This window comes from Hallerella porci (genome assembly GCF_003148885.1).
GTDB lineage: Bacteria > Fibrobacterota > Fibrobacteria > Fibrobacterales > Fibrobacteraceae > Hallerella > Hallerella porci.
The window spans coordinates 1-25,158 of the sequence record NZ_QGHD01000026.1 but is presented as its reverse complement, the minus strand read 5'-3'; the positions used below and the strand labels follow the sequence as shown (position 1 = coordinate 25,158).

22 protein-coding genes are annotated in these 25,158 nt (G+C 48.0%); 13 read left to right on the top strand and 9 right to left on the bottom strand.

Annotated features, from left to right (window positions below):
• Positions 1-3: 3 nt before the first annotated feature.
• Complete coding sequence (locus tag B0H50_RS10445) at positions 4-1,371, top strand: BamA/TamA family outer membrane protein (protein ID WP_109587691.1); 1,368 nt, start codon at positions 4-6, stop codon at positions 1,369-1,371.
• Between the two features lie 15 nt (positions 1,372-1,386).
• Here B0H50_RS10445 and B0H50_RS13160 read toward each other — a convergent pair whose 3' ends face one another.
• Together B0H50_RS13160 and B0H50_RS10435 are read right to left on the bottom strand one after the other, a co-directional pair.
• Entirely contained in the window at positions 1,387-1,707 is a 321-nt protein-coding gene (locus B0H50_RS13160; protein ID WP_146193740.1) for a ribosomal eL19 family protein, read from the bottom strand.
• 265 nt (positions 1,708-1,972) lie between these two features.
• Positions 1,973-2,935, bottom strand: coding sequence for a KamA family radical SAM protein (locus B0H50_RS10435; protein WP_106197798.1), 963 nt, complete (start codon positions 2,933-2,935; stop codon positions 1,973-1,975).
• Between the two features lie 43 nt (positions 2,936-2,978).
• On the opposite strand from B0H50_RS10435, the gene efp reads away from it, so the two are divergent.
• The 6 genes from efp to B0H50_RS10405 all read left to right on the top strand — a co-directional run bounded on the left by efp (position 2,979) and on the right by B0H50_RS10405 (position 9,775).
• Positions 2,979-3,545 (top strand): elongation factor P, encoded by a 567-nt coding sequence (efp, locus tag B0H50_RS10430; protein ID WP_106197797.1) that lies wholly within the window; start codon positions 2,979-2,981, stop codon positions 3,543-3,545.
• Between the two features lie 181 nt (positions 3,546-3,726).
• Positions 3,727-5,577 (top strand): dihydroxy-acid dehydratase, encoded by a 1,851-nt coding sequence (gene ilvD / locus B0H50_RS10425; RefSeq protein WP_109587689.1) that lies wholly within the window; start codon positions 3,727-3,729, stop codon positions 5,575-5,577.
• Between the two features lie 150 nt (positions 5,578-5,727).
• On the top strand, positions 5,728-6,183 hold the full coding sequence (ndk, locus tag B0H50_RS10420; protein WP_106197795.1) for a nucleoside-diphosphate kinase: 456 nt from the start codon (positions 5,728-5,730) through the stop codon (positions 6,181-6,183).
• A 49-nt stretch (positions 6,184-6,232) separates the two neighbouring features.
• The gene (locus B0H50_RS10415) at positions 6,233-7,081 is read left to right on the top strand and encodes a succinate dehydrogenase cytochrome b subunit (protein ID WP_106197794.1); all 849 of its coding nucleotides are present in this window, start codon (positions 6,233-6,235) and stop codon (positions 7,079-7,081) included.
• Between the two features lies 1 nt (position 7,082).
• Positions 7,083-8,996, top strand: a complete 1,914-nt coding sequence (locus B0H50_RS10410; RefSeq protein WP_106197793.1) for a fumarate reductase/succinate dehydrogenase flavoprotein subunit — start codon at positions 7,083-7,085, stop codon at positions 8,994-8,996.
• Complete coding sequence (locus tag B0H50_RS10405; RefSeq protein ID WP_106197792.1) at positions 8,996-9,775, top strand: succinate dehydrogenase/fumarate reductase iron-sulfur subunit; 780 nt, start codon at positions 8,996-8,998, stop codon at positions 9,773-9,775. The genes B0H50_RS10410 and B0H50_RS10405 overlap by 1 nt, the downstream gene beginning before the upstream one ends.
• A gap of 96 nt (positions 9,776-9,871) precedes the next feature.
• Here the strand turns inward: B0H50_RS10405 and proB are convergent, their stop codons facing one another.
• Both proB and rapA read right to left on the bottom strand, forming a co-directional pair.
• On the bottom strand, positions 9,872-11,014 hold the full coding sequence (gene proB, locus B0H50_RS10400; RefSeq protein ID WP_106197791.1) for a glutamate 5-kinase: 1,143 nt from the start codon (positions 11,012-11,014) through the stop codon (positions 9,872-9,874).
• Positions 11,015-11,043: 29 nt separating this feature from the next.
• The gene (gene rapA / locus B0H50_RS10395) at positions 11,044-13,983 is read right to left on the bottom strand and encodes an RNA polymerase-associated protein RapA (RefSeq protein WP_109587688.1); all 2,940 of its coding nucleotides are present in this window, start codon (positions 13,981-13,983) and stop codon (positions 11,044-11,046) included.
• 40 nt (positions 13,984-14,023) lie between these two features.
• Here rapA and B0H50_RS10390 point away from each other — a divergent pair, with 40 nt between their 5' ends.
• Genes B0H50_RS10390 through yfcE form a run of 3 tightly spaced genes read left to right on the top strand, consistent with a single transcriptional unit; the run spans position 14,024 to position 16,655 of the window.
• Positions 14,024-14,818 carry an RDD family protein gene (locus B0H50_RS10390; protein WP_106197789.1) on the top strand — a complete coding sequence of 265 codons (795 nt, stop codon included), beginning with the start codon at positions 14,024-14,026 and terminating at the stop codon, positions 14,816-14,818.
• Positions 14,819-14,823: 5 nt separating this feature from the next.
• A complete protein-coding gene (gene murA / locus B0H50_RS10385) occupies positions 14,824-16,092 on the top strand; it encodes a UDP-N-acetylglucosamine 1-carboxyvinyltransferase (protein WP_106197788.1) in 1,269 nt (422 codons plus the stop codon).
• A gap of 8 nt (positions 16,093-16,100) precedes the next feature.
• Complete coding sequence (gene yfcE / locus B0H50_RS10380) at positions 16,101-16,655, top strand: phosphodiesterase (RefSeq protein ID WP_106197812.1); 555 nt, start codon at positions 16,101-16,103, stop codon at positions 16,653-16,655.
• Between the two features lie 93 nt (positions 16,656-16,748).
• Here the strand turns inward: yfcE and B0H50_RS10375 are convergent, their stop codons facing one another.
• From B0H50_RS10375 to B0H50_RS10360, 4 genes are read right to left on the bottom strand one after another with little or no spacing between them, the layout of a single operon-like run.
• Positions 16,749-17,396 (bottom strand): FKBP-type peptidyl-prolyl cis-trans isomerase, encoded by a 648-nt coding sequence (locus B0H50_RS10375; RefSeq protein ID WP_109587687.1) that lies wholly within the window; start codon positions 17,394-17,396, stop codon positions 16,749-16,751.
• Positions 17,397-17,444: 48 nt separating this feature from the next.
• Complete coding sequence (locus tag B0H50_RS10370) at positions 17,445-18,419, bottom strand: RluA family pseudouridine synthase (RefSeq protein WP_106197786.1); 975 nt, start codon at positions 18,417-18,419, stop codon at positions 17,445-17,447.
• Between the two features lie 19 nt (positions 18,420-18,438).
• On the bottom strand, positions 18,439-20,010 hold the full coding sequence (locus B0H50_RS10365) for an NAD(P)/FAD-dependent oxidoreductase (protein ID WP_109587686.1): 1,572 nt from the start codon (positions 20,008-20,010) through the stop codon (positions 18,439-18,441).
• Positions 20,011-20,037: 27 nt separating this feature from the next.
• Complete coding sequence (locus B0H50_RS10360; RefSeq protein WP_158256427.1) at positions 20,038-21,540, bottom strand: FecR family protein; 1,503 nt, start codon at positions 21,538-21,540, stop codon at positions 20,038-20,040.
• A gap of 87 nt (positions 21,541-21,627) precedes the next feature.
• On the opposite strand from B0H50_RS10360, the gene B0H50_RS10355 reads away from it, so the two are divergent.
• The 3 genes from B0H50_RS10355 to B0H50_RS10345 are packed head-to-tail and all read left to right on the top strand — an operon-like array spanning position 21,628 to position 23,667.
• A complete protein-coding gene (locus B0H50_RS10355; RefSeq protein WP_106197783.1) occupies positions 21,628-21,918 on the top strand; it encodes a hypothetical protein in 291 nt (96 codons plus the stop codon).
• A 1-nt stretch (position 21,919) separates the two neighbouring features.
• Positions 21,920-22,384 carry an rRNA maturation RNase YbeY gene (gene ybeY, locus B0H50_RS10350; RefSeq protein ID WP_106197782.1) on the top strand — a complete coding sequence of 155 codons (465 nt, stop codon included), beginning with the start codon at positions 21,920-21,922 and terminating at the stop codon, positions 22,382-22,384.
• A complete protein-coding gene (locus B0H50_RS10345; protein ID WP_106197781.1) occupies positions 22,384-23,667 on the top strand; it encodes a hemolysin family protein in 1,284 nt (427 codons plus the stop codon). Before ybeY ends, B0H50_RS10345 begins: the two co-directional genes overlap by 1 nt.
• A gap of 77 nt (positions 23,668-23,744) precedes the next feature.
• On the opposite strand, the gene B0H50_RS10340 is transcribed toward B0H50_RS10345, so the two are convergent.
• Positions 23,745-24,767, bottom strand: coding sequence for a branched-chain amino acid aminotransferase (locus tag B0H50_RS10340; protein WP_106197811.1), 1,023 nt, complete (start codon positions 24,765-24,767; stop codon positions 23,745-23,747).
• Positions 24,768-25,158 lie beyond the last annotated feature (391 nt).

Below are 25,158 nucleotides of genomic sequence, written 5' to 3'. Positions count from 1 at the left end.
ACGATGAAATATTTTCTTTTGGCATTTTTCTGTTTTTTGAATTTAGCGCAAGCGTCGCATTGCGTCATTCAAAGCGTGCGCATCGTCGGCGATGTCGATGAAAAAGCGGAACAATTTTTTGGAAAATTGCGAGAAGAAAATTGCGAAAAAGGCGATGAAGTTTTAAAAGAATTTGTCGATGAATTATCGGAAAATGGATTCCCTTTTGCGAACGCTTCTTTTGAAGTCGATTCTTTGGGAAACGCAACCGTTACATTAAAACGCGGAAATGCATTCGTTTGGGCAGCGGCAGAAAACGCCGAAAATTCGCGCAGCAAGCACGAAACATTTGCAAAACTTTCGGGATTAACGGCGGGCTCTTTGGTTAGGCTTTTGGATTTGGAACGGGCGAAACGCAAACTCATTAACTCGGGCTATTTTGAATCCACCGCAGAGCCAAAACTTTTCCGCGATTCTTTGCGCAATAAACTCGTGCCCGTCTTTTTTATGCGGGATCTTTCGGTCAACAGTTTCGAAGGAATGCTTTCGTATGCGAGCGGCGATGCTGGGGGTTGGGCGGGGAATATCGATTTGCATCTTTACAATATGCGTGGCACGGGACGCGATTTAGCGGTATCGGGAGAAACGGGAGACTTTGGCCATTCTCTCAGCGCATCGTATAAAGAACCGTGGCTTCTCGGAACAGATTGGAATGGAATTGTTCGCGGAAGTTTCGAAGAAGATTCCTCCTTCCGCAGCGCAGAAATTGAAGCGGGAGTTTCGCGGAGTATCGGATTCTTTTTTGAATTTGCAGTCCTAGGCGGCGTCGGGAATGACCGCTGGATTTACACATTAGAAACGCAATATAAAAATGAAGACCGCGTGATTCTTCCGCGGCATGGGGTAACATTTCACGGGATATTCCGCGTCACAAAAGATAGGAAGGATTCTTCGCATGCGTTCACGACGGATTTGCACGCCGACGCGCGTCTTTTAACGCCGATCGTTTCCGCATTTGTTTTGCAAACCTCAGCGTGGGCGGGAACCCTTCTCCCGACGGACCGCGATTTTAAATACACAGAACTTTATGAACTCGGCGGCGTTTCAAATCTCAAAGGATTTCGCCCTGGATTTTTCCGCACCCGCGCTTACGGCATCACCGAAGCCGATTTGCAATGGCAAGCGGTCGAAAATACCGCGTTTCATCTTTTCTTCGAACCCGCATTACACCGCGGTCTCGCTCCCGCTCACGGCTGGATTCGCACATTCAGCTATGGCATCGGCATTTCACAATATCGCGGCTTTTGGAGTTTCTCGCTCTTTTACGCATTAAGCAACGGCACCGACCCGCTCGAAGGCCTTTTGCACTTCGGGGTGAAAGCCTTGTTTTAAATGAGGAGTTAGTGGTTAGTGGGCAGTGGTTAGAAATGTGTAAAATGTTATCTCCGATGTTCCGGAGAGCCTAAAAACGGTCGTCGCTAGCTTCATCGGAGTGTCGGAGAACCTAGAGACGGTCGTCGCTAGCTTCATCGGAGTGTCGGAGAGCCTAGAGACGGTCGTCGCTAGCCTCATCGGAGAGTCGGAGAACCTAGAGACGGTCGTCGCTAGCTTCATCGGAGTGTCGGAGAGCCTAGAGACAGTCGTCGCTAGCTTCATCGGAGTGTCGGAGAGCCTAGAGACAGTCGTCGCTAGCCTCATCGGAGAGTCGGAGAACCTAGAGACGGTCATCACCACCTTCTGCGACGTCCCGGAGAACCTTTTATAATGAGAAATGAATTTCCCTTTTACTTTTGCAGAAGAGAAAGACCGCTTGGATTCAATGCATAATTGATAATTAACAATGCATAATTAGATAGTTAGGCGCTTTGTGCGAGGAAATGCAAGATCTTAGAACTTAGATTTTAGAGCTTAGAATTTTCTAAGCTCTCAGCTCTAAGCTCTAAGTTCTCTCCTCCCCCGCGAGCCTCAACATTTCTCCCTCCTCATTTCTCATTTAAATCGGTGTTTTCGATTTTTCGCCGGCGATTTCGCGGACTAGGCGCGGAACCAAATAGCCGGGGAGAGCGTTTCGAATTTCTTGGAGCAGTTGCAGCGCACGCGCATCGGAAACTTCAAAATGCGCAACTCCTGTCGCATGATCTAGCTGATGCAGATAGTAGGGGAGAACGCCTTGGTCAAAAAGTTTGAAAGAAAGTTCGGTGAGAATTTCGGCGGAATCGTTCACGCCTTGGAGCAGAGCGGATTGATTTAAAAGAGTGATTCCCGCCTGCGAAAGCTCGCGGAAAATTTCTGCGGATTTTTTATCGAGTTCGTGCGGATGATCTACGTGCGCGACGAGGACGACTTTTTTCTTTTGCGCAGCGTTTTTCAAAATGGAAAACAGCGAATTTTTATCGGCGGCGTCTAAGACCTGCGGAAATGTCACCGGAGTCCGCGTATGAATGCGGATGGTTTTGACTTGGGCGCTTTCCAAAATGGTGGCGACAAGCGCATCGAAATTTGCCCGCGGAAGCATGAGCGGATCGCCTCCCGAGAAAATGACTTCTTGAATATCCGGCGAAGAATTTAATCGGGCGCGGAAACGCGAAAGAAAATCCCCGAGAGATTTTCGCGGTTCGGCTCGACGAAAACAAAAACGGCAATGCAGACTGCAGGAAAAGGTCGGCTCGATGAGCATTCGCCCTTGATACTTTTGCAAAATTCCCGGTTCAAGTTCACTTTCTGCATCGCCGACCGGATCGTCTGAAAATCCTTCGACGATTAAATTTTCGGCTTCTGTCGGTAAAATTTCCCGTAAAAGCGGGTCGTTCGGGTTCTTTTTCTCGATTTTCGAAGCAAAATGGCGCGAAACCAAGAAGGAAAAACGGGAATTTGCCACCTGAACAGCGGGTTCCGGCAGTTCCAGAAAGGCGAAAAGGTCCTTTAAGCTGGTAAAAAACGGTGATGCTTTAGTCATAATTTTCTATCTTTTTCCAAAATCTTTTTTAAGAGGCATATCTATGGGTACAGTCAGCACTAACGAGTTCCGCAAAAAATTAAAAATTATCGTCGATGGCCAACCATGGATGATCGTGGAAAACCAGTTTGTGAAGCCGGGTAAAGGTCAAGCTTTTAACCGCGTCCGCATCAAGAACTTAGTCACCGGTCGCACTCTCGAACGCACATGGAAGAGTGGCGATACCGTTGAAGAAGCCGAAGTCACTTATACCGAAATGACTTATCTCTACAACGATGGTGAAACTTGGTTCTTCCTCGACAACACCACAAACGAAACGATGGAAATCCCGAAGGAAGCCATGAATGGCGCCGAAGTTTGGCTCTTGGATGGTGCAACCGTTCAGGTCACTTGGTGGGATGGAAAGGCTATCGAAGTCATTCCGCCGACCTTCGTAGAAATGACGATTACTTCTGCTCCTCCGGCAGTTCAAGGCAACACGAGCGGTAACGTTCTCCGTGAAGCAGAACTTGAAACCGGTGCAAAGGTGATGATTCCGCTCTTCATCGCAGAAGGCATGAAGATTAAAGTGGACACTCGCGACGGTTCTTACGTCGAACGCGCCAAGTAATTTCAAAAAGTTCATCTAAAAGGCTCGCCTTCGGCGAGCCTTTTTCGTTAAGAATGAAAAGCGCTGCGGCCTCTGCGCTTTTCAACGCAGAGATTAAAACATTTGATATTTGAAAGATTTGCAAAAGCGCCAAAGGCGCTTTTTTTCTATCATTTTCGCATCATCTACAAGAGGTTACACGATGAAAGATTTACGTTCTAAGAAGACGATTGAAGGCCGCGAAATGGCGGGCGCTCGTGCGCTTTGGATTGCGACTGGCACAAAGCCCGAAGAATTTGGCAGACCGGTAATTGCCGTGGTCAATAGCTTCACCGAATTTGTTCCGGGACACGTACATCTTCGCGAAGTCGGAAAAATCGTTGCCGAAGAAATTCGTAAAGCCGGCGGTATTCCGAAAGAGATGAATACGATTGCAGTCGATGACGGCATTGCGATGGGTCACGATGGAATGCTTTACAGTTTGCCTTCGCGCGATTTAATCGCTGATAGCGTCGAATATATGGCGAACGCTCACCGCGCCGACGGTCTTGTTTGCATTAGCAACTGCGACAAGGTGACGCCGGGAATGCTTATGGCTTCGATGCGTTTAAACATTCCGTCGATTTTTGTTTCGGGCGGTCCGATGGAAGCGGGTCATGTGAAGCAAAAAGATGGCTCGGATCGCGCTTTGGATTTAATTGATGCGATGATTGATTCGGCGGATAATTCGGTGACGGACGAAGAATCGGCAGCGATTGAAAAATCCGCGTGCCCCACTTGCGGAAGCTGCTCGGGCATGTTTACTGCAAACTCGATGAATTCTCTCACCGAAGCAATCGGCTTAAGCCTTCCGGGAAACGGCACGATTGTTGCAACGAACGCTGAACGCAAAAAATTGTTTGAAGCCGCTGGCCGTCGCATTGTGGAACTTTGCCACCGCTATTATGACGAAGATGATGAATCGGTTTTGCCGCGTTCTATCGTATCGAAAGAAGCTTTTGAAAATGCGATGCGCTTGGATATCGCGATGGGTGGAAGTTCAAATACCGTTTTGCATTTGCTCGCAGTCGCTCAAGAAGCACATGTCGATTTTACGATGAAAGATATCGACAGACTTTCTCGCAATACGCCTTGCATTTGTAAAGTAGCGCCGACGGTGCACAACATTCACGTCGAAAATGTTAACCGTGCTGGTGGCATTATCGGTATCCTCGCTGAATTGGATCGCATGGGTTTAATTCATCGGAATTGCGCAACGGTTCACGCGAAAACAATCGGTGAAGCAATTGACCAAAACGATGTGATGAAAAATCCTTCGGAAGAAGTCAAGTCTCGCTATCTCGCAGGTCCGGGCGGCAAGTTTAGCATTACCGCATTCTCGCAGAATTTCCATTACGATTCGTTGGATTTGGACCGTGCAAATGGCGCTATCCGCGATGCAGCTCACGCTTACTCGAAAGATGGCGGCCTCGCCGTTCTTTATGGTAACCTCGCCGTCGATGGCTGCATTGTGAAAACCGCGGGCGTCGATGAATCGATTTTAAAATTCACGGGCCCGGCAATTGTCTTCGAAAGCCAAGAAGATGCGGTGAACGGAATCCTCGGCAATCAGGTGAAAGCGGGCGACGTCGTCGTGATTCGCTACGAAGGTCCGAAGGGCGGTCCGGGAATGCAAGAAATGCTTTATCCGACAAGTTACCTCAAGAGCCGTCATTTGGGCAAGAGCTGCGCTCTCTTAACCGATGGTCGTTTCTCGGGCGGAACGAGCGGACTTTCTATCGGTCACGCTTCTCCGGAAGCCGCAAGCAAAGGAAACATCGGACTTGTCCGCACGGGCGATATCATCGAAATCGATATTCCGAATCGCACGATTAACGTGGGCCTTACCGATACCGAACTCGCTGAACGCCGCAAAGAAATGGAAGCGCGTGGCGCTAAGGCTTGGAAGCCTGAACACCGCGACCGCGTCGTGTCGAAAGCGCTTCAAGCTTATGCGATGATGGCGTCGAGCGCCGATAAGGGTGCTGTCCGCGATCTTTCGAATTTGCAATAAGGAAAATCTTTCGGGAAAATTTCCAGAGCCTCGCGAAAGCGAGGCTTTTTGCGTAAAATGGGAAAATTTTTCCGCTTGGAAGTGGGGAAAAACTGCGTGCGAAAGCGCGTCTTTTTATATATTTGAACTACCATTTAAGGCGGTAACTATATGGAAATGACTTTTGCTATGATCAAACCCAACGGCGTCCAGTCTGGCCTGATCGGTCGCATTTTGGATCGTTATACGAGCGCACGTCTTGCTGTCGTCGGGCTCAAGTTGCACCAGATGACTTCGGAAGAAGCTCGCGGTTTTTACGCAGAACACGTAAACAAGCCGTTCTTCCCCGAACTCGAAGCCTATATGACGAAAGGACCGTCGGTGATGATTGCTCTCGCTGGTGAAAATGCCGTCGCAAAAGTTCGCGCAATTAACGGTGCGACAAATCCGGAAAAAGCAGAACCGGGCACTCTTCGTTATGACTTCGCCCCGTCGATGACCGAAAACGTCGTCCACAGTTCCGATAGTCCGGCTAGCGCCGAACGCGAAGTGGCTTTCTGGTTCAAGAAAGAAGATCTTTACGATTACGCGCCGGTTTCTGAAAAGGCTTGCAAAGTCCTCGGCTAAGCGTTTCAAGTTTTCAAATTAAAATCACAATCAAGGAGACACAAACCTCATGCAATGGATAATCAAATATCTGACTTCCTCCATTGGTAAGAAGCAGATTATGGGTTGCTCGGGTGCTGCGATTGCGCTCTTTATCTTAGGGCACATGATCGGTAACCTGCAGTTAATCAACTTGGACCAAGTTGCGGCTCAGGCGCATTACAATGCTTACACGCAGCTCCTCACCGGGATGAAGCCGATCATCTACTTCGTAGAAATCGGTCTTGTCGCCATCTTCCTCATCCACATTTTCCTCGCGATTAAGCTCAAGCTCGAAAACCGCAAGGCTCGTGGTCCGGAAGCTTACGAAGTGAACGCTCGCAAAGGCAAGAAGACTTTTGCAAGCTTTACGATGATTTGGTCTGGTCTCATTATCCTCGGTTTTGCGATTCAGCATTTGCTCACCCTCAAGTTCGGTGTGCATTATTTGTATGAAAACGAAGCGGGCGAAGTCATCCGCGATATGTGGCTCACGACAATCGATATGTTCGCAAGCCCGATCTGGACTGTCTTCTACCTCGTGAGCATGTTCGTTATCGGCATGCATCTTTTCCACGCAATTGCTTCGGCGTTCCAGACTCTCGGTATCGCTCACCAGAAGTGGACTCCGATTATCGATTTCGTCGGCGTTGTTTATAGCGTTGTCGTCGCTCTCGGTTTTGCTTTGGAAGCTGGCTTTAGCTGCTACATCGCTCATCAGCCGGCAACAGAAGCGCTCCGCAATGCAGCTCATCAGAACCAACAGGTTTTGGAACAAAAGAAGCAAGCTCAAGATGAAGCTCTCAAGGCAAAGAAAATTTCTTGGGCTGTTTCCGCAGACGAATTTCAGGTTTCTTACAGCGTAGAAGGAGATCGCTAATATGCAATTAGATGCTCATATTCCTGGCGGAAATATCTCCGAAAAGTGGACCCGCCACAAGTTTGAACTCAAACTCGTGAACCCGACGAACAAGCGTAAATTCAAAGTCATCGTTGTCGGTACCGGTCTTGCGGGCGCAAGCGCTGCAGCATCTCTCGGCGAACTCGGTTACAATGTTCTCGCTTTCTGCTACCAAGATTCTCCGCGTCGCGCACACTCCATTGCGGCTCAGGGCGGTATCAACGCTGCGAAAAATTACACGAACGACGGCGACTCGGTTTACCGTTTGTTCTACGATACAGTGAAAGGCGGCGACTTCCGCGCTCGTGAAGCGAACGTGCACCGTCTTGCTGAAAACTCCAATTTGATCATCGACCAATGCGTGGCTCAGGGCGTTCCGTTCGGCCGCGATTACGGTGGACTTCTCGCAAACCGTTCTTTCGGCGGTACGCAGGTTTCTCGTACATTCTACGCTCGTGGTCAGACCGGTCAGCAGCTTCTCCTCGGCGCTTATCAAGCGTTGATGCGTCAGGTTTCGAAGGGCACGGTGAAGATTTTCCCGCGTCGCGATATGCAGGACTTGGTCGTCATCGATGGTAAGGCTCGCGGTATCGTGGTGCGTAACCTCATTACCGGTGCACTCGAAAGCTACGAAGCGGATGCAGTTTGCTTGGCAACTGGCGGCTACGGCAACGTGTTCTACCTTTCGACCAATGCGAAGGGTTGTAACGTGAGCCCGGCTTGGCAGGCTTACAAGAAGGGCGCTCTCTTTGCGAACCCTTGCTACACACAAATTCACCCGACTTGCATCCCGGTCACTGGCGATCATCAGTCGAAGCTCACTTTGATGAGCGAATCTCTCCGTAACGACGGTCGTATTTGGGTGCCGAAGAAAGTCGGCGATACTCGTCCGGCAAATGAAATTCCGGAAAGCGAACGTTACTACTACCTCGAAGAACGTTATCCGTCTTTCGGTAACCTCGTTCCGCGTGACGTGGCTTCGCGTAATGCGAAGATGGTCTGCGACAATGGAATGGGCGTGGGCGCTTCGAAGCGTGCTGTTTACCTTGACTTCGCCGATGCGATTAAGCGTATGGGCGTGGCGGGCGTTTCGGCAAAGTACGGCAACCTTTTCCAGATGTATGAAAAGATTACCGACGAAGATCCGTATAAGGTTCCGATGCGTATTTACCCGGCTTCTCACTATACGATGGGCGGTCTTTGGGTGGACTACAACTTGATGAGCACGATTCCGGGTTGCTTCGTTCTCGGTGAAGCAAACTTCTCGGATCACGGTGCGAACCGTCTCGGTGCTTCGGCTTTGATGCAGGGCCTTTCGGATGGTTATTTTGTGATTCCTTACACCATCGGCGGTTACTTCGCAGGCACAAAGCTTGAAAAGGTGAGCGCTTCGGATCCGGCTTTCAAGGAAGCGGAAAAGAATGCGATGGATCGTTTGAACAAGATTTTGAACATTCACGGTAAGAAGAATGTTTCCGAAATTCATCGCGAACTCGGACACGTGATGTGGGAATATGTCGGCATGGGTCGTAACAAAGCTGGCTTGGAAAAGGCTTTGGAACGCATTCCGGAAATCCGCGCGGACTTCTGGGAAAATGCCAATGTTCTCGGTGCCGAAGGCGACTTCAACCAGAATTTGGAAAATGCGGGCCACGTGGCGGACTTCCTCGAATTTGCGGAACTCCTCACTCGCGACGCTTTGCATCGTGAAGAATCTTGCGGTGGTCACTTCCGTGAAGAACATCAGACTGCAGAAGGCGAAGCATTGCGCGACGATGAACACTTCTGCTATGTCGGTGCTTGGGAATATAAGGGCGACGGACAACTTCCGGAACTTTCCAAGGAACCTCTCACATTTGAAAATGTTCACCTCGTGACGCGGAGTTACAAATAATGAGCGACAATATGCATTTGACTCTCAAAATTTGGCGTCAGAAGGACGCTAAGACCAAAGGTCAATTCGAAACTGTTAAAATCGACGGCATTTCTCCGGATATGTCTTTCTTGGAAATGCTCGATATCGTCAATGACCGTGAAATGAAGCAGGGCAAAGAAGGCTTTGCTTTTGACCACGACTGCCGCGAAGGTATTTGCGGTATGTGCTCTTTGGTGATTAACGGGATGCCGCACGGTCCTGACCATGCGATTACCACTTGCCAGTTGCACATGCGTAAGTTCAAAGATGGCGATACCATTGTGATTGAACCGTGGCGTGCTTCGGCTTTCCCGGTGATCAAGGACTGCGTTGTGAACCGTAGCGCTTTCGACCGCATTATTCAAGCGGGCGGATTTGTGAGCGTGAATACGGGTGCTGCTCCGGAAGCTGCATCGATTCCAGTTCCGAAAGACAAAGCAGACCGCGCATTTGATGCTGCAGCTTGCATTGGCTGCGGTGCTTGCGTCGCTGCTTGTAAGAACTCTTCTGCAATGCTCTTTGTTTCGGCAAAGGTCAGCCATCTTTCTTACTTGCCGCAGGGCAAGGTTGAAGCGAAGAAGCGCGTTCTCGCGATGGTCGCTCAGATGGACAAAGAAGGCTTCGGCAACTGCACGAACCTTTACGAATGCCAGGCGGCTTGCCCGAAGGGTATCACCGTGGATTACATCGCTAAGATGAATCGCGAATATCTCGGCGCTACCGTTTCGTATGCGGAAAAGGTTTACGGAAAGGAATAAGCGTAAGCGATGAAGCTTAAAAAAGGCTCGCCAACGGCGAGCCTTTTTGCTGTAAATTTCTAAGAAAAACGCAAAGTTTTGCCTTTGCGTTTTGCGTTAAAAGACGACTAAATTATTCTTGTGAATGACTTCCTCGGGAATTTCTTTCCCTAAGATGGATTGCACTTCGGAAGATTTTTTGTGAAGGACGAGTGTTAAATTGGCGCTGTCAATTTGGGCGATACCGCGGGCAATGCGTTCTCCCGAACTCGAAAGGACTTCGATTAAATCGCCGACTTTGAAATTTTTTTGCACCGCGATTACACCGACGGGGAGAAGGCTTGAATGTTTTTTTCGCAGAGCCGAAACGCAGCCATCGTCCACGATAACTTTTCCGCTCGGCGTACTCACAAAAGAAAGCCAACGTCTGCGGCTGCCGAGTTTTTTATGGTTGCCGATGAAAAGGGTGCCAATCGCATCGCCGTAGATAATTTCGTCGGGGAGGACTTTTGCGCCGTTGGCGAGGAAAGCGTTGCAACCGCTGCGGGCAACTGCCCGAATGGATTCTATTTTGGATCGCATGCCGCCGGTGCTTACTGCAGAGCCGGCTTCGCCGGGTTTTCCGGTGAGCGCTAAAATTTCGGGCGTGATTTCGGGAACAAATCGGAGTAATCGAGCGTTGGGATTTTTCTTCGGATTGTCATCGAAAAGTCCATCTTCATCGGTGAAGATGATGAGCAAATCGGCGTCGAAGAAGAGCGCTACATCGCTAGAAAGTTTATCGTTATCGCCAATCGCATTTAATTCTTTTAAGGCGAGAGAATCATTCTCGTTGATGAGCGGTACAATGCGCTTCGCTATCATCGTGTTGAGTGTGTTTTGCAAATTGCGGTAACGGGTGCGATTGCGAAAGTCGTCTGCTGAAAGTAAAATTTGCCCGACCGAAAATCCGTTGCCGAGGAACATTTCGCGGTAAACATACATGAGATCGATTTGACCCACTGCTGCGCACGCTTGTTTTTCGGCGGTGTTCTTTGGCTTTTCATCGTAGCCGAGAATTGCCATGCCGGTTCCGACTGCGCCACTTGTGACGATGATAACTTCTTTACCGTCTTCTAATAGTTTGGAAACGGAGTGGGCGAGACGCTGAATAAATTTGGTGCGGACGCCGCCGCGTTCGGAATCGACTAAAATGCGAGAGCCGATTTTGATGACGATGCGTTTCGCTTCGCCGAGAATGTTCTTTCTTAATTCACTCATTTTGTTACCTACAAATTAACCTATACAAATTAACGGCACACTAAAAGTCGGATGGAATCCAAACGGATTTGTGGCGTTTGCGCTGCCTTTTTGCGGGTCGCGATATTTTTGCGGAGTGTATCCAAAATCGGATTGTTTTGCGATTGTCCGCGGAGAGCGAATAAATGATTCATCCGCTGATATTCGCGTTCGGAGCGTTCTTCCACTTTTTTCGCCGAGTCATTTGCGTAGGCTTCCATTTTTTGCGTGGCGATGCGCTTGGCGAGAGCGTGGCCTGTGCTTGCAAAATAGCGGAGAGTTGCTGTGACCGCAGGAACTTTTTGCGGAACATTCGCGTTGCGCATTTTCCCGTGATCTGCATCGTTTAAACGATCCGAACAATCATTTCCTTGAGAATCAATTAAGACGCGAATCATCTTGGGACCTGCGATATCGGCGAGTCCCCAAGCCGCAGGAATTGACGGCTCTACGACGAAGTTGTATTGCATCATCATATTTTTGGAACCCGCGTCATCCCAAATCACGCAAGCGGTAATGCCTTTCCCGGCGGCGGTTGCCATGTCTAAGACGCCTTGCGCTAACGGATGTTCAATGCTGAGGAATGCGATTTCATCGTGCACCATGGCGACGGTTCTATCGAAGGTTCCGGTGAGAGCGCCCGCATTGGCTGCGGCTTTTTCGTCTTCGGTTTTCTTGCTTTGCGATTCGGTTTGCGAAAGGAGAGTCGACGTCGGCATTCCAGGAATGGATCCAGCTTCAACTTGCGGACCTGCGCTAAAGACAAGACTTGTCGGGACGTTTCCTTTTTCCACTTCGACACCGGCATTGGTTAATGTTTCAATCATTAACGATTGCAAACGTTCATCGGCATCTTCGCGACGAATTTCGTCGGTGATTTCTTTGGAAACTTGCGGATCGCGAGAATTATATTCCAATAATTTATCGCGGCCTTTTTCAATATTTTTGCGCATAACTTCGCTGTCTTTTCGCACTTGCGGAATTGTCTTTTCCATAAATTCCGCAAATTTTTCTTTTGGCTCGGACATCGCTGCCATTAAATCTTCGGTGTATTTGAGGAAGAGCTCGCCGCCGCTCATCAGCGGTGAACCGATGCCTTCGTGATACCAACGATAGATGACTTCTTGCGCAGTTCCTTTCACATAAGGAACGTGAATGCGAATCGCTTCGGTTTGTCCAATGCGATCCAAACGTCCGATGCGTTGTTCGACAAGAGATGCGTCCAAAGGCAAATCGAAGAGAATTAAGTCGTGGCTAAATTGAAAGTTGCGGCCTTCGGATCCGATTTCCGAAGAAATCATAAGCATCGGTCCTTTTTCGTCGGCAAAGTTTGCTGCAGCGCGGTCGCGGGCGAGAATGGACATGTCTTCGGTAAAAGTGACGAAAGCTTTTTCGCCAACCGCTTCGGTGAGAACGAATGCGAGTGCGTTTACCACATCGGGATGTTCGCAAATGAGAAGCACTTTATCGTGACTGTGTTCTTTCAAAAATTCGAGCAGCCACGGAATGCGTTCGTCCTTTTTCCACGTGTTGCTGTACTTTGTAATCAAAAGGCCTTCGGATAAAATATCGCAAGAATGATCGGGATCGGCATCGCTCGCTTTTTGTACCCAATCGCGGTATTCTAAATCGGGAGTTAATTCGACGGGGAAAAGTTTTCTTTCGGGGAATCCGCCGACGCTTTTTCGCGTGTTGCGGAAAACGACAGAACCGGTGCCGAGAGCATCGACAATGCGGCGCACCCATTCGCCCGCAGTCATTTCGCGGGAATTTTCTTTCGAAAGCCATTCGTGAATCGGAGAATTTTTGGGAAGCGCATTATTTAAATCGTCCCAAGTCATCGGCTTATCCGAATCGATGGGGAGCTTCGAAAGATCGCGCACAATTTTGCGATACGATTCTTCGTTTTTCAAAAATTCTTGGTAATCGTTAAAGCGTACGGGATCGAGCATTTTTAAACGGTTAAAATGCGATTCCGGTTGCAGTTGAAGCGGCGTTCCGGTCAGGAGCAAAAGGCCTTTCGTATTTTTTGCGAGTTCGTTAACGGCGCGATATTCGAGACTCACAAAATCATCTTCGCAAATTAAATGGTGCGCTTCATCGACGATTGCTAAATCCCAAGACGTGCGCAAAAAGTCTTGTAAAACTGCGGGCTGGTTCCGCACAAATTCCAAAGTGCAGATGACATTATTTTCTTGTTCAAATGGATTCGGCATCTCGCTCACATCGGAATAAGAACTCATGAGTCCGCGGATAAATCCTTCATCGATGAGAGTGAAAACGTGATTAAAGCGCCGATACATTTCTGCCATCCATTGGTGCTTTAACGATTCGGGAACGAGAATGATTGTTCGCGTGATGCGTCCGCTGCTGTAAAGCGAATGCCAAATCATACCGGCTTCAATTGTTTTGCCGAGACCGACTTCGTCAGCGAGCATTAAGCGCGGAAGCGTGCTCGACGAGCACGCGCGTTTGCAGAGATAATATTGATGCGGAATCAAATTGACGCGCGGACCAATCATGCCGCGGACTGGAGAATTTTGCCATTCGCACGAAAGTTCTGTCGCCGTTTCCCGACGCACAAATTCTTTGTTTTCGGCGCAGTTGCCGCGGATCAGTTGCGAAAAAATATCCGATGCGCGCGGAGAAGCTTTCGACGTCAAATCCGATTCTTTCATTTCTCGGCCACCGCGTCCCAAGTAAATGGCGAGGCCATTTTCCATGCGAATATTTTCGACGGCGAAGCTCACGCCTTTTTCGTTTTTTGCATTTTCGCCGACGGCTAAAAGGTAACGCTTAATCGGCGCAGAAGTTGTCCGATAAATGCGGGTTTGTTTGACCGCGGGAAATTCTATCGTGACATTTTTAAATTCGATTTGTTGAACCCGACCTACACCGAGTTCAGGTTCTTGTTCGCTGAGATAACGTTGGCCGATTTGAAATGTATTCATGGTGCGCAAGTTAGCTTTTTTATAGATTTGAGGCTAACTTATGAATTGGTTTTACATCGATGAAAGCATTCTAGAAGGCGACCGCAGGCAAGGACCGGTGAGCTTTGCCGATTTGCAAGCCCTTCAAGAGCAAAATAAAATTTGCGAAACTACATTGGTTTGGCACAAAGGTTTAGAAAATTGGATTTCGTGGAAAGATGCACTCGAAAAATCCGCGCTCGCCGAAGCGGAAAACGATCGTTTGCTTCAAGAAACGATTAACGCAATTCTCCAAGAACGCGTTGAAGAAAGTCGTAAAAAAACGCCAGCGGGATTTTGGATTCGCGGGCTTGCGCTTCTCATCGATTGGGTGATTATCACCGTTTGCTGGGAACTCACAACGCACATTTTAGATTGGCTTTCTTTATTCGATTTGAACGCGACGATGCAAGCGGCGAATGCTTTTATCGAGACATATTCCGCAGATCCGACTGTCGTAGGAGTTTCCGAAGAATTTATGAATCTTCCGGGAATGTCGGAACTTTGCATTTTATGGTTTATCATTCAGACGATTTATTTCATCGGTTTTACGGCTGCGTTTTCTGCGACGCCGGGGAAAATGCTTTTGCGTTTGAAAATTGAACGGGCAAATGGTGAACCTCTCAAATTGTCGGGTGCGATAATTCGGTATGCGCTGAGTTTGCTCACGCAAGCGACTCTCATCTTTTACGGCATCGGCTACATCTTAGCGATAATCGATCCTCGCAAGCGAACTCTGCACGATTTTTTTGCAAAAACTTTCGTCGTTCGGGTGCATAAAGATACAGCGGAAAACAATCAAAATTCAAAAGGTTAATTTGTATGGATTACTTTTCCATTTCTCCCACAGGAAAACCGCTTTCGGGTGAAGTTGAAATTTCGGGCGCAAAGAATGCAGTTCTTGCCACGATGACTGCGGCGATGCTCGCAGACGGTGTTACGACTTTGACGAATGTCCCATATCTCCGCGATACGAAAACGATGTCGAATGTGCTTCGCATTATCGGATGCCGCATCGATGGCGGTGCACACGAATTTAAAGTCGATACACATGGCGCAAATCATTTAGAAGCTCCGTATGAACTCGTGAGCACAATGCGCGCAAGTTTTTATGTGTTAGGGCCTCTCGTCGCTCGCTTTGGACGTTGCCGCGTTTCTCTTCCGGGCGGATGCGCTTGGGGTCCGCGGCCTGTCGATTTGCACTTGAAAGGTTTAGAAGCGCTTGGCGCAAAAATTGAAGTGACGCACGGTTATGTCGAAGCGACTTCGGACGGACCACTTCCCGGTGGAAATTTCCGTTTCCCGATTTCGTCGGTGGGCGCTACGGTAAATGTTCTCATGGCAGCGACACTTGCCAAGGGCACAAGCGTTCTCGAAAACGCAGCGATTGAACCGGAAATCGATTCTCTCATCGATTTACTTTTGAGCATGGGCGCAAAAATCGAAGGCAAAGGCACGCGTTCTCTTGTGGTGCACGGCGTCCCCGAAATGCATCCGGGATTTAGCGAAACGATTCCCGATCGGATTGAAGCGGGCTCATTCCTTTGTGGCGCAGTTATTTCGCGCGGAAAGGTCAAAGCGACGCATTGCAATCCGGAGCATATTAAAGCGCTCTTGGATATTTTTGAAGAAATGGGCTGCATCGTTCACACGGGAAATGATTGGGCAGAAGTCGATGCGGGAAGCCGCGATTTAAAACCGGTTCACGTCGAAGCAGTTCCGTATCCGGGATTCCCGACGGATTTGCAGGCACCGTTAATGGCTGTCCTTGCAACGGTTCCGGGCGAAAGCAAAATCCGCGATACCGTTTACCTTGATCGCTTTAAGCATGTCGCAGAACTCAATCGCTTGGGCGCAAACATTTCTCTCGAAGCGAATACCGCAACGATTAAAGGCGTCGAAAAATTGCAAGGCGCTCCGGTCATGGCTTCGGATTTGCGAGCTGCTGCGGCTTTGGTCATCGCAGGACTTGTCGCCGACGGAGAAACGCGCGTCAGCCGCATTTATCATCTCGATCGCGGCTACGAAGATTTCGAAGCGAAAATTGCGAAACTCGGCGGTTGCGTGACGCGGTTAAACGATCAAACTTAAGGATGAATATGCGGGCACTTGTCATCTCGGACATTCACGGTTCATCGCAAGCGACAGAAAAAGCGCTGAATTATTTTGAAAAATTGCATTGCCAATCCATTTTCCTTCTCGGCGATTTGCTGTATCACGGTCCGCGGAATCCGCTTCCCGGCGGACACGATCCCGCAGGAGTTGCAAAACTCTTAAATTCTTTCAAAGATAAAATCGTTGCAGTCCGCGGAAATTGCGATGCCGAAGTCGATCAAATGATGTTAGAATTTCCGTGCCTTTCGGATTCGAGCATGATTTACGATAACGAAATGCGATTGTTTATGTCGCACGGTCATTTATTTCCGCCGGAATTTTTCTTGCATTACAAAGCCGAAGCATATTTCTCGGGGCACACGCACATCTTTACCGCGACGCAAAATCAAGACGGCGTTTATTTGCTCAATCCCGGTTCCATTTCACTTCCCAAAGGCGGAAATCCGCCGACATTCGGATTTTACGAATCGGGAAAATTTCAAGTTCTTCATTTGGATACGGGAAAAGTTTTAGCGCAAATTGAATTGAAGAAAGAATAAATTTTTTCAAAAATTTTCTGCAAAATTTTCAAACTATAAAATGAAACCGCGCCCGAACGGGCGCGGTTTGCGGTTTCAAATCTGCGAGAGAATTTACTTGTCTTTGCAGCAGCATTCACCATCTTCGTGCTTACCGCAGCATTCGCCATCGCCGTGTTCATGCTTTCCACAGCATTCGCCATCGCCGTGTTCGTGCTTACCGCAGCATTCGCCATCGCCGTGTTCATGCTTCCCGCAGCATTCGCCTTCGCCATCTTCGTGCTTACCGCAGCAGCAATGATGCGCATGTTCTTCCATCGCTTTGAGTTCTTCTGCCGAAAGCGGTTCTGCGCTCACGACTTCGATGGCAAAATGGAGAGTTTTTCCGGCGAGTTCGTGATTCATATCGATAATCACATTTTCGTCTTCGACGCGGGAAACGGTTAAAGGAATCGGACCTGCGGGAGTGTTCGCGTAAAAAGTCATTCCCGGTTCAATTTTTTCGGCTTGGAATGCAGACTTCGGAATCGGACGAACCAATTCTTCGTTGTATTCGCCGTAGCCTTCGGACGGAATCACGTCGACATTAAATTTATCGCCGACTTCTTTGCCGAGCATCGCTTTTTCAAGACCGACCACGATCATGCCTTGACCTTGAATGTAATTCAGCGGGTCTTTGCCTGCGGAAGAATCGATGACTTTTCCGTCGTCGTCGGTAAGAGTGTAATGGATGGCGACTTTTGTGTTTGCTGCAATAGGCATGAGTTTTCCTTATTTTTGAATGTTAGAAAGTTAGCTAAATCTAAAAAATTATTTTTTCTTCAACGCTTTCACCACATCGCGGAGTTCTTTCGGAAGCGCGGAATCGACGATAATGCGCTTTCCTTGCCAATCAAATTCCAAACGTGTGCTGTGCAAAAAGAGGCGCTTCAAACCAAATTCCTTTTTGAATTCGCGGTTGAGTTCAAAGTCGCCGTAGCGAGTGTCGCCGAGAAGCGGGTGCCCGATACTTTCAAAGTGCGCACGGATTTGGTGCATGCGTCCCGTTTCCAAATTGACTTTGACTAAATCGTAGCCGTTTAAATGTTGTTGCACGACGTAATGCGTCACGGATTTTTTTCCGCTTTCTGTGCCGGCTTTCATCTTGGAGCCCGCTTTCGAATCGGTGCGTTCGAGAGAAGCGTTAATCGTGCCCGCGTCTTTTTTCAAATTGCCTTTGATGAGTGCGATGTAAGTCTTTTGAATTTTATGTTCGCGGAGAAGTCGCGTTAAATCGCGGAGAGTGTCGCCGTGAAGCGCTGCGATAATTAGGCCCGAAGTTTCTTCGTCTAAGCGGTGCGCAAGAGTTGGCTTAAAATCTAACTGTTGATCTTTGCCCCATTGCCAAAGCATTTCGACGAGACTTTCGCCTTTCCGCGTTCCGGTTCCCGGTTGGCTTGCAATTCCCGAAGGTTTATCGAGGACGACGAAGTCTTCTTTTTCGAGAGCGATGACTAAATTTTCTTTCACAAAATTGCGGTCTGCAAATTCGGGAGAAGTTCCCCAAGATTTTTTTGTCGGGGTAATGGAATCGCCCGCGGGAACGCTTTTGAAATTTTCGTAAATATCGACGGTATCGCCTTCGAGAAGAATTTGCGGGGCTTTGGCGTGGACGCCGTTGACGCGGACTTTCTTCTTGCGCAGAATGGCAAAAAATGTCGAGAGCGGTTCATTCGGAAACGCTTGACGTAAAAAGCGATCTAGTCGCATATTGGCAAAATTGCGGTCGATAACGCGAGTAATCATAAAGGCAAATGTAGAAAATTTAGTCGCCGATGCGTTTTGCGCGATTGGCGAGTTTAATGCCGTCTGCAGCGCTTGTCACAATGCCGCCGGTATAGCCTGCGCCTTCGCCGAGCACAAAAAGTCCGCTGGTCGAAACGCTTTCGAGAGTTTCGGGATTTCGCAAAATGCGAAGCGGGGAACTGGTGCGGGTTTCGGGCGCAACGATTAAACCTTCGTCGATGAATCCAGGAATTTTTCGTTCAAATTGTTCAAATCCATCGGCAAGAGAATCGCAGATATTCTCGTCTAAAATTTCGCGGATTGGTGCCGCGACAATTCCCGTCGAAAATGTGCTCTTCGGTAGCGCACTATCAATGTGTCCGTCCAAAAAAGCGCGGATTGTTTGCGCGGGTGCACTGTAATTTTTTCCGCCGAGTTCAAAGGCGGCTTTTTCAAAACGGCGTTGCATTTCGATACCGCCAAAAAGAGAATCGCTTTTCGGAATGGGAACGACGATAGCGCCGTTCGCCAGTTTTCCGTTGCGCTTGCTGTAACTCATTCCGTTTGTTGCAAGAGTTTCGTTTTCCGAAACGCAGGGAACGAGAACGCCGCCGGGGCACATACAAAAGCTGTAAGCCGCCGATGTTCCGCCGAGAGTTTTTGCGGTGAGCGCATATTCTGCGGCTCCCGTTAATTCGGTGTTGACATTCGGACCGAGCTGTCGTAAATTGATTAAACTTTGCGGATGTTCCACGCGGACGCCGAGCGCAAACGCTTTGCTTTCGAGAGTGACGCCGCGTTCGTAGAGCAACTCGTAAATGGCCCGCGCCGAATGCCCGGGCGCTAAAATTAAATTGTCGATAGCTTTCCATTCGCCGTTAAATTTTGCTCGCGAAATGGAACTGTTTGAAATTTCTAAATCTTCGAGAGCCGTATGAAAATGAATGCGTCCGTCGAGCGATAAAAATTCTGCGCGCAGTGCCCGAAGCAAAAGCACTAAACGATCCGTTCCGATATGCGGCTTTGCAAATGTCAGCACATCTTTGGAAACGCCAAAATGAACCATGTCGGCGAGAACAGCGCTAGAAAATACATTGCGTGTCCGCGTGTTCAATTTTCCATCGGAATAAGCGCCTGCGCCACCTTCGCCAAAAAGAATATTGGAATGCGGATTAAATTTGCGGTCTGCAAAAAAACGGTGAATGTCTTGAAAGCGTTCTTCGACAGGGGAGCCTTGCTCATACAAGTCCACGGAAAAACCTTTGCGGGCAAGGGAAAGCGCCGCCCAAAGTCCCGAAGGCCCTGCGCCGACGACGTGCGCATTTTTTGAAAGCGGAATAGAATTTTTGAAAACATCCGAATCGAGAGTTTCCGCTTTTTCGGTCGCGGGAACAAGCCAATGCGACGGCGAAAGTTTTTTCGCCGTTTCAAAGCGCACATTATAACTCCAATGCGGAGCGCTGCGCTTGCGGCTATCGAGCGCAAAACGTTCAACTTCCAAATTGAAAATTTCGTCTTCGCGTAAATTTAATGCGTGGGCGAGAGCGTTTGCCACTTCGCCCTTTTTTTGCAGAGGGAGAGAAAGTTCGCGGAAATGGTAGGCGTTTAACATCGCCTGCAATTTAGAAAATCCGCGACTTTATTGTTTACAAGTAAATGTTTCTGTCGCTTCGGACTGACTATCGTTTTCGTCTTTCGCAAAAATTTTGTAAACGTGTCTGCCCGGAAGCATGGGGAAACTGGCCTGCGGCACATCGGCTTCGAAAACAGCTTTCGAAGTGGGGATGCCGTCGACTGATTCTTCTACGCGGATTTTTTTGCCGTTCGTTCCTGTCAAACTAAATTGGAATGTGCATTGATTCGCATCGGAACCGGTAATGCGAATTTTCGGCGGGAATTGAATGGCGACAGAATCTGTCAACACTTTTTTTGCCGATTTTAAAGTGACAATCGCAGATTTTTCATCCCAATTCAAATTCGGATCGTTCGGTGCAAATGTAACGCTGAATCGTCCGTTCGCATTTTTCGAATTCAAATTTTCGGATTCGGATTTGCCGACTTTTACGGTAATCGTCGCATTTGGATCTTCGCTGAAAAATTCGCCTTGAATTGTTAAACCGCTTGTGCCGTTCATCGAAATCGGAGAGCTTTTTTGAATGCGGATAAATGCGCTGTCATCATTTGTCGTTGGCTTCACATATTCGATGAAAGCTTCCAAGCAAAGTGTTTCGGCTTCGCCGCGTTTGCATTTGACGCGGATGCGTTTTGTGCCGTAAGAATCTTTTTCCCAAGAAACAGGCGCGCTCAATTTTCCGTTTGTGAGAGGAACCTCCAAACTGTTTATGCTCACTTGGACATTTGCTGCGCATTTGCCGTTCACCTTGATTTCGGTTGCCGAAATTTTCTGCGGGAGCGCTTCAAATTCGCACGGTTTTGCTTTCGCCAAAGAGTCCGCAGCCTTCGCATTTTTTTCGTCTAATTCGCGGGCGCGCTTTTCCAAATTTTCCACTTTCAAAGAATGAGATTTTTTCTCTGCCGAAATTTCTTTTGCCAACTTTTTAGAGCCCGAACTTGGCGTTTTAAATTTTTGCAAACCTTTTGATTGATCTTGCACCAAAGTTTCGCCGCCGTTCACTTCGAGCTCTTTCCCTTTGGCATCGGTCACAATCATTTTCCCCGATTCCAAGGAAACGATAATGCCATCGGAACCGCTTTCGACGAAGCCGTTCGTCCCGCGAATCGCAGCGGTTGCCGTTCCGGTTTTGAATTGAAATTGGCTGCCTTCTTTTTGTTTTTGCACATCGAAGAAAACGCGGCCAGATTGAATATTCACCGTTTTCGATTGATTTTCTACAGCGGTTTCAAATTGAATCGTCGTATTTTCTTCAATCGTAATCAAACTTCCATCCGAAAGAGCGATGCCCGCTTCGCTTTCGACGAGAGTGCGAATCACATCGTTTTCGCGGACTTTTAAACCGACGCGCAACGGATTCCAATTCGATTTCGCTTTCTTTTGCACGGTGACTTCGCCGAGAATGTAACGCACTTTACCGATAGAACCTGCGGAATTTGCAGCCCATGCGGGAACGAAGAAAAAACTACTTGCGAGAAGAGTTGAAAGAAGAACGCGGAAATGTTTCAAAATGACCTCCTTCAAGGCGGAAATCTGTCCTTTGGAATATACGTTTTTTATCTTTTGTTTGGACTGAATAATTTTTACGAGGTGATTATGGATACAGAAAACACAGAACCGACCATCGAATTTACCGACGAAGAAACCGGTGAAGTTGTCATCAAGGAACTTGCCAAGGAATATTTGAGCAAAGGCGCTTGGTCCACGATTATGTTTTTGTATCAAGAAAAGAATGCAAAAACCGGTGAATTTGGAGAACCGAAAGTTTCTGTTCGCCGTTATCAAAAGCAGCAAGGCGTGCTCAAGCAAAGAAGTAAATTCAACATTTCGAGCAAGGAACAAGCGAAGGCGATGATCGCCATTTTAAATAAGTGGTACGAACTCTAATATGAAGAAGGAACCTCGATTACCTGACTTTCAAGTCAATTTTCTTTCCGAAGATGAAAAAGAAACTTTTCCGTGGAAAGCGCGTCTAGAGCCGCTAGCCCGAAAAATTCTCATCGAAGAAAATCATCCAGAAAATGTCAATATTATCATCTGTTCCGATAAGACAGTCCGCGAACTCAATGCGGCCTATCGTAAATTGGATAAAGTCACAGATGTTTTAAGCTTTGAATGGCACGAAGATTATCTGCTCGGTGAAATTTACATTGCAAAAGATCAGGTCAAGCGTCAAGCGCCGAAATTTGGCAATTCCTTTTATCAAGAATTGAAGCGCATGATTGTCCACGGCATTTTACATCTTTCAGGTTATGATCATCACACTGTTCCCGAACGCACCGTGATGCGCCGCCGCGAACGCGAAATTTTGGGCGTGGATATTTACAATGCGGGCAAGGGGAAAAATCGCTAATGCCGATATTTTCTTGGATTCAAGACGTCACCCCTTTTGTTGTTCTCGCAATTATTTGCGTCGTTCTCGCGGGACTTTTTTCTCTCATTAAAATTGTCTTTTTAGCGCTTTCGGTAACAACCGATAACGAAGAAAATGAAAAATTGGTGAATCGCGTAAACGCATACGTCGATGCGCATGGATTCAACGAATCCATTTCCATTGCGCGGACATTTTTGAATTTACTCGCCGGCGTTTTGGGATTTGTCGCCGCGTATTTTCTCACGCAAGGATTTTATGGACGTCCGCGTCTCGGGCTTATCGTTTATACAATTCTCGCCGCTATCGTGGAATATTGCGTCGTCTATTTAATTCCGAATATGTTCGGCGCAATCAAACCCGAAACACTTTCGCACATTCTTCTCCCGATTTATAAATATCTGCGGATTCCGTTTGTGCTCGAAGCAAAAATTGCGAATCGTTTGTATTTAAATGTGCACAAGGCGTTGGGCTACGATTCAAAGCTCAGTTTTCTTTCGGAAGATAAACGCGACGCGCTTCGCTCCGATGTTTCCGAAGACGATGACGATGCGTTAGATGAAGACGAACGTCAAATGGTGCTCAACATTTTTGATTTTGTGGAAACTCCAGTCCGCGAAATTATGACGCCTCGCGTCGATATGGTTTCTCTCGATGTGACTTCGACTCTCGAAGAAACCATTCAAGTGTTAAATGAAGAACGCCATTCTCGCGTTCCCGTTTACCGCGAATCGATTGATAACATCGTCGGCGTTCTCTCGGCGCGGGATTTTTTGGAATGGTACACGGAACACGGAAAAGAAAATTTCGATTTGCAATCTCTCGTAAATCCCGTCGTCTTTGTGCCGCAGCAAAAACAAATCGATGACCTTTTGCGCGAACTCCGCGAAAACGGAAATCAGTTAGCTATCGTTGTCGATGAATACGGCGGCGTCGCAGGCCTTGTTACCGTCGAAGATATTGTCGAAGAAATCGTCGGAGAAATCAAAGACGAAGATGATTTAGAAGACGATGCGATGATTCAAAAATTAAAAGACGGCCGTTATATTTTCAATCCGCTCATTACGCTTTCGGATTTTGAAGATGCCACGGGAATTGAATTACAAGAGCCCGAAGACATTCACGTCGAAACGGTTTCCGGTTTGATTCTCGCACAACTCGGAACGATTCCCTCGGCAGGTGCCGAAGTAACTCTCGACGGGCACAAATTCCGCGTTCTCAAAATGGACGGCACCCGCATGACAAAAGTAATGCTCTTCTCGTAAAAGAGAATTGCCGTTTTATCGTGAAAATGAAAAAAAACTCCCCAAGCTTGGGGAGTTTTTTCATTTACCAAAATCGATTAGAGATCGATGACTTCAGTCCATCCAAACGGATCCGGACGTTCGCCGAATTGAATTTCCGTATAGGTGTTGAAAAGCTGCGTGCAAACCGGACCCGGATTCTTGCCGTCGCCGTAGGTAAACGTTTTGTTTGCCACGGGATCCACGATTTTCTTAATCGGGGTAATCACGGCTGCGGTTCCGCATTCTGCGGTTTCGCTAAATTCCGCGAGTTCCTCGAACGGAACTTGACGGCGTTCAACGGTGTAGCCCAAGTATTCTGCTAATTGCTGCAGGCTCTTGTTCGTGATCGAAGGAAGAATCGATTCGGACTTCGGCGTTACGTAGGTCTTGCCTTTAATTCCGAAGAAGTTTGCTGGACCGCATTCATCAATGTACTTCTTTTCTTTGGCGTCGAGGTAAATCGTGCTTGCGTAACCGAGCTTCTTTGCTTCGGCGAGAGAAAGCAAACTTGCCGCATAGTTTCCGCCGACTTTCACGGTGCCAGTTCCTTGCGGAGCAGCGCGGTCAAAGTTACGGCAGAGCATCATGTCCACCGGCTTAAATCCGTCTTTGAAATACGGTCCCACCGGAGTCACAAACATCAAAAGCAGATATTCGTCCGAGGGCTTCACGCCGACTTCGGGGCTCATCCCGATGAGGAGCGGGCGAATGTAAAGGGTTGCGCCGTAGCCATAAGGCGGAACAAAACGCTTATTAGCTTTGACGACGGTGTAAACCATTTCGCGGAAGAGTTCTACGGGTGGTACTGCCATCAGAACACGATTTGCGGTGTTCTGCATGCGCTTTGCGTTTTCTTCAACGCGGAAAACGCGGACTTTGCCGTCTTTGCCTGTGTAAGCCTTCAGTCCTTCAAAACCTTCTTGACCATAATGCAAGCAAGTAGCGGCCATATGAATGCTAATGTCTTTGGAAGAAGAGACTTCAATCTTTCCCCATTGACCATTGCGGTAGTAGCAACGGACGTTGTAATCGGTATCGTAATAACCGAACGGGAGCGTCTTCCAATCAACAGTATTCAAATCGACTTGCATAATTGCGACCTTTTGTTAGAGCGTCACGCGACGCTAGCTAAAAAATACACAATTTTTGAGCAAGAGAGGGGAGGGGAAAAATGAGAAATTAGGAATTAGGAGTGAGGAATGTTGGGGTGGCTTCGCCGCAGGGGAAAGCGCGAAGGTTAAGGTGTAAATTTTTGAAGATTTCGCACGAAATTTTTGAATTCAAAATTTTTGACTTTATTTTGCTTCAAAATTTGTCCGTTTGAAAATTTTTGGGCAAATCTGGAACGCAAAATCTCATTCTTAAAATCTAGCGGACATATTTCCCCTGGGAAATGTCATTTCCAAAAATCCGGTGAACATATTTCCCCTGGGAAATGTCATTTCCAAAAATCCGGTGAACATATTTCCC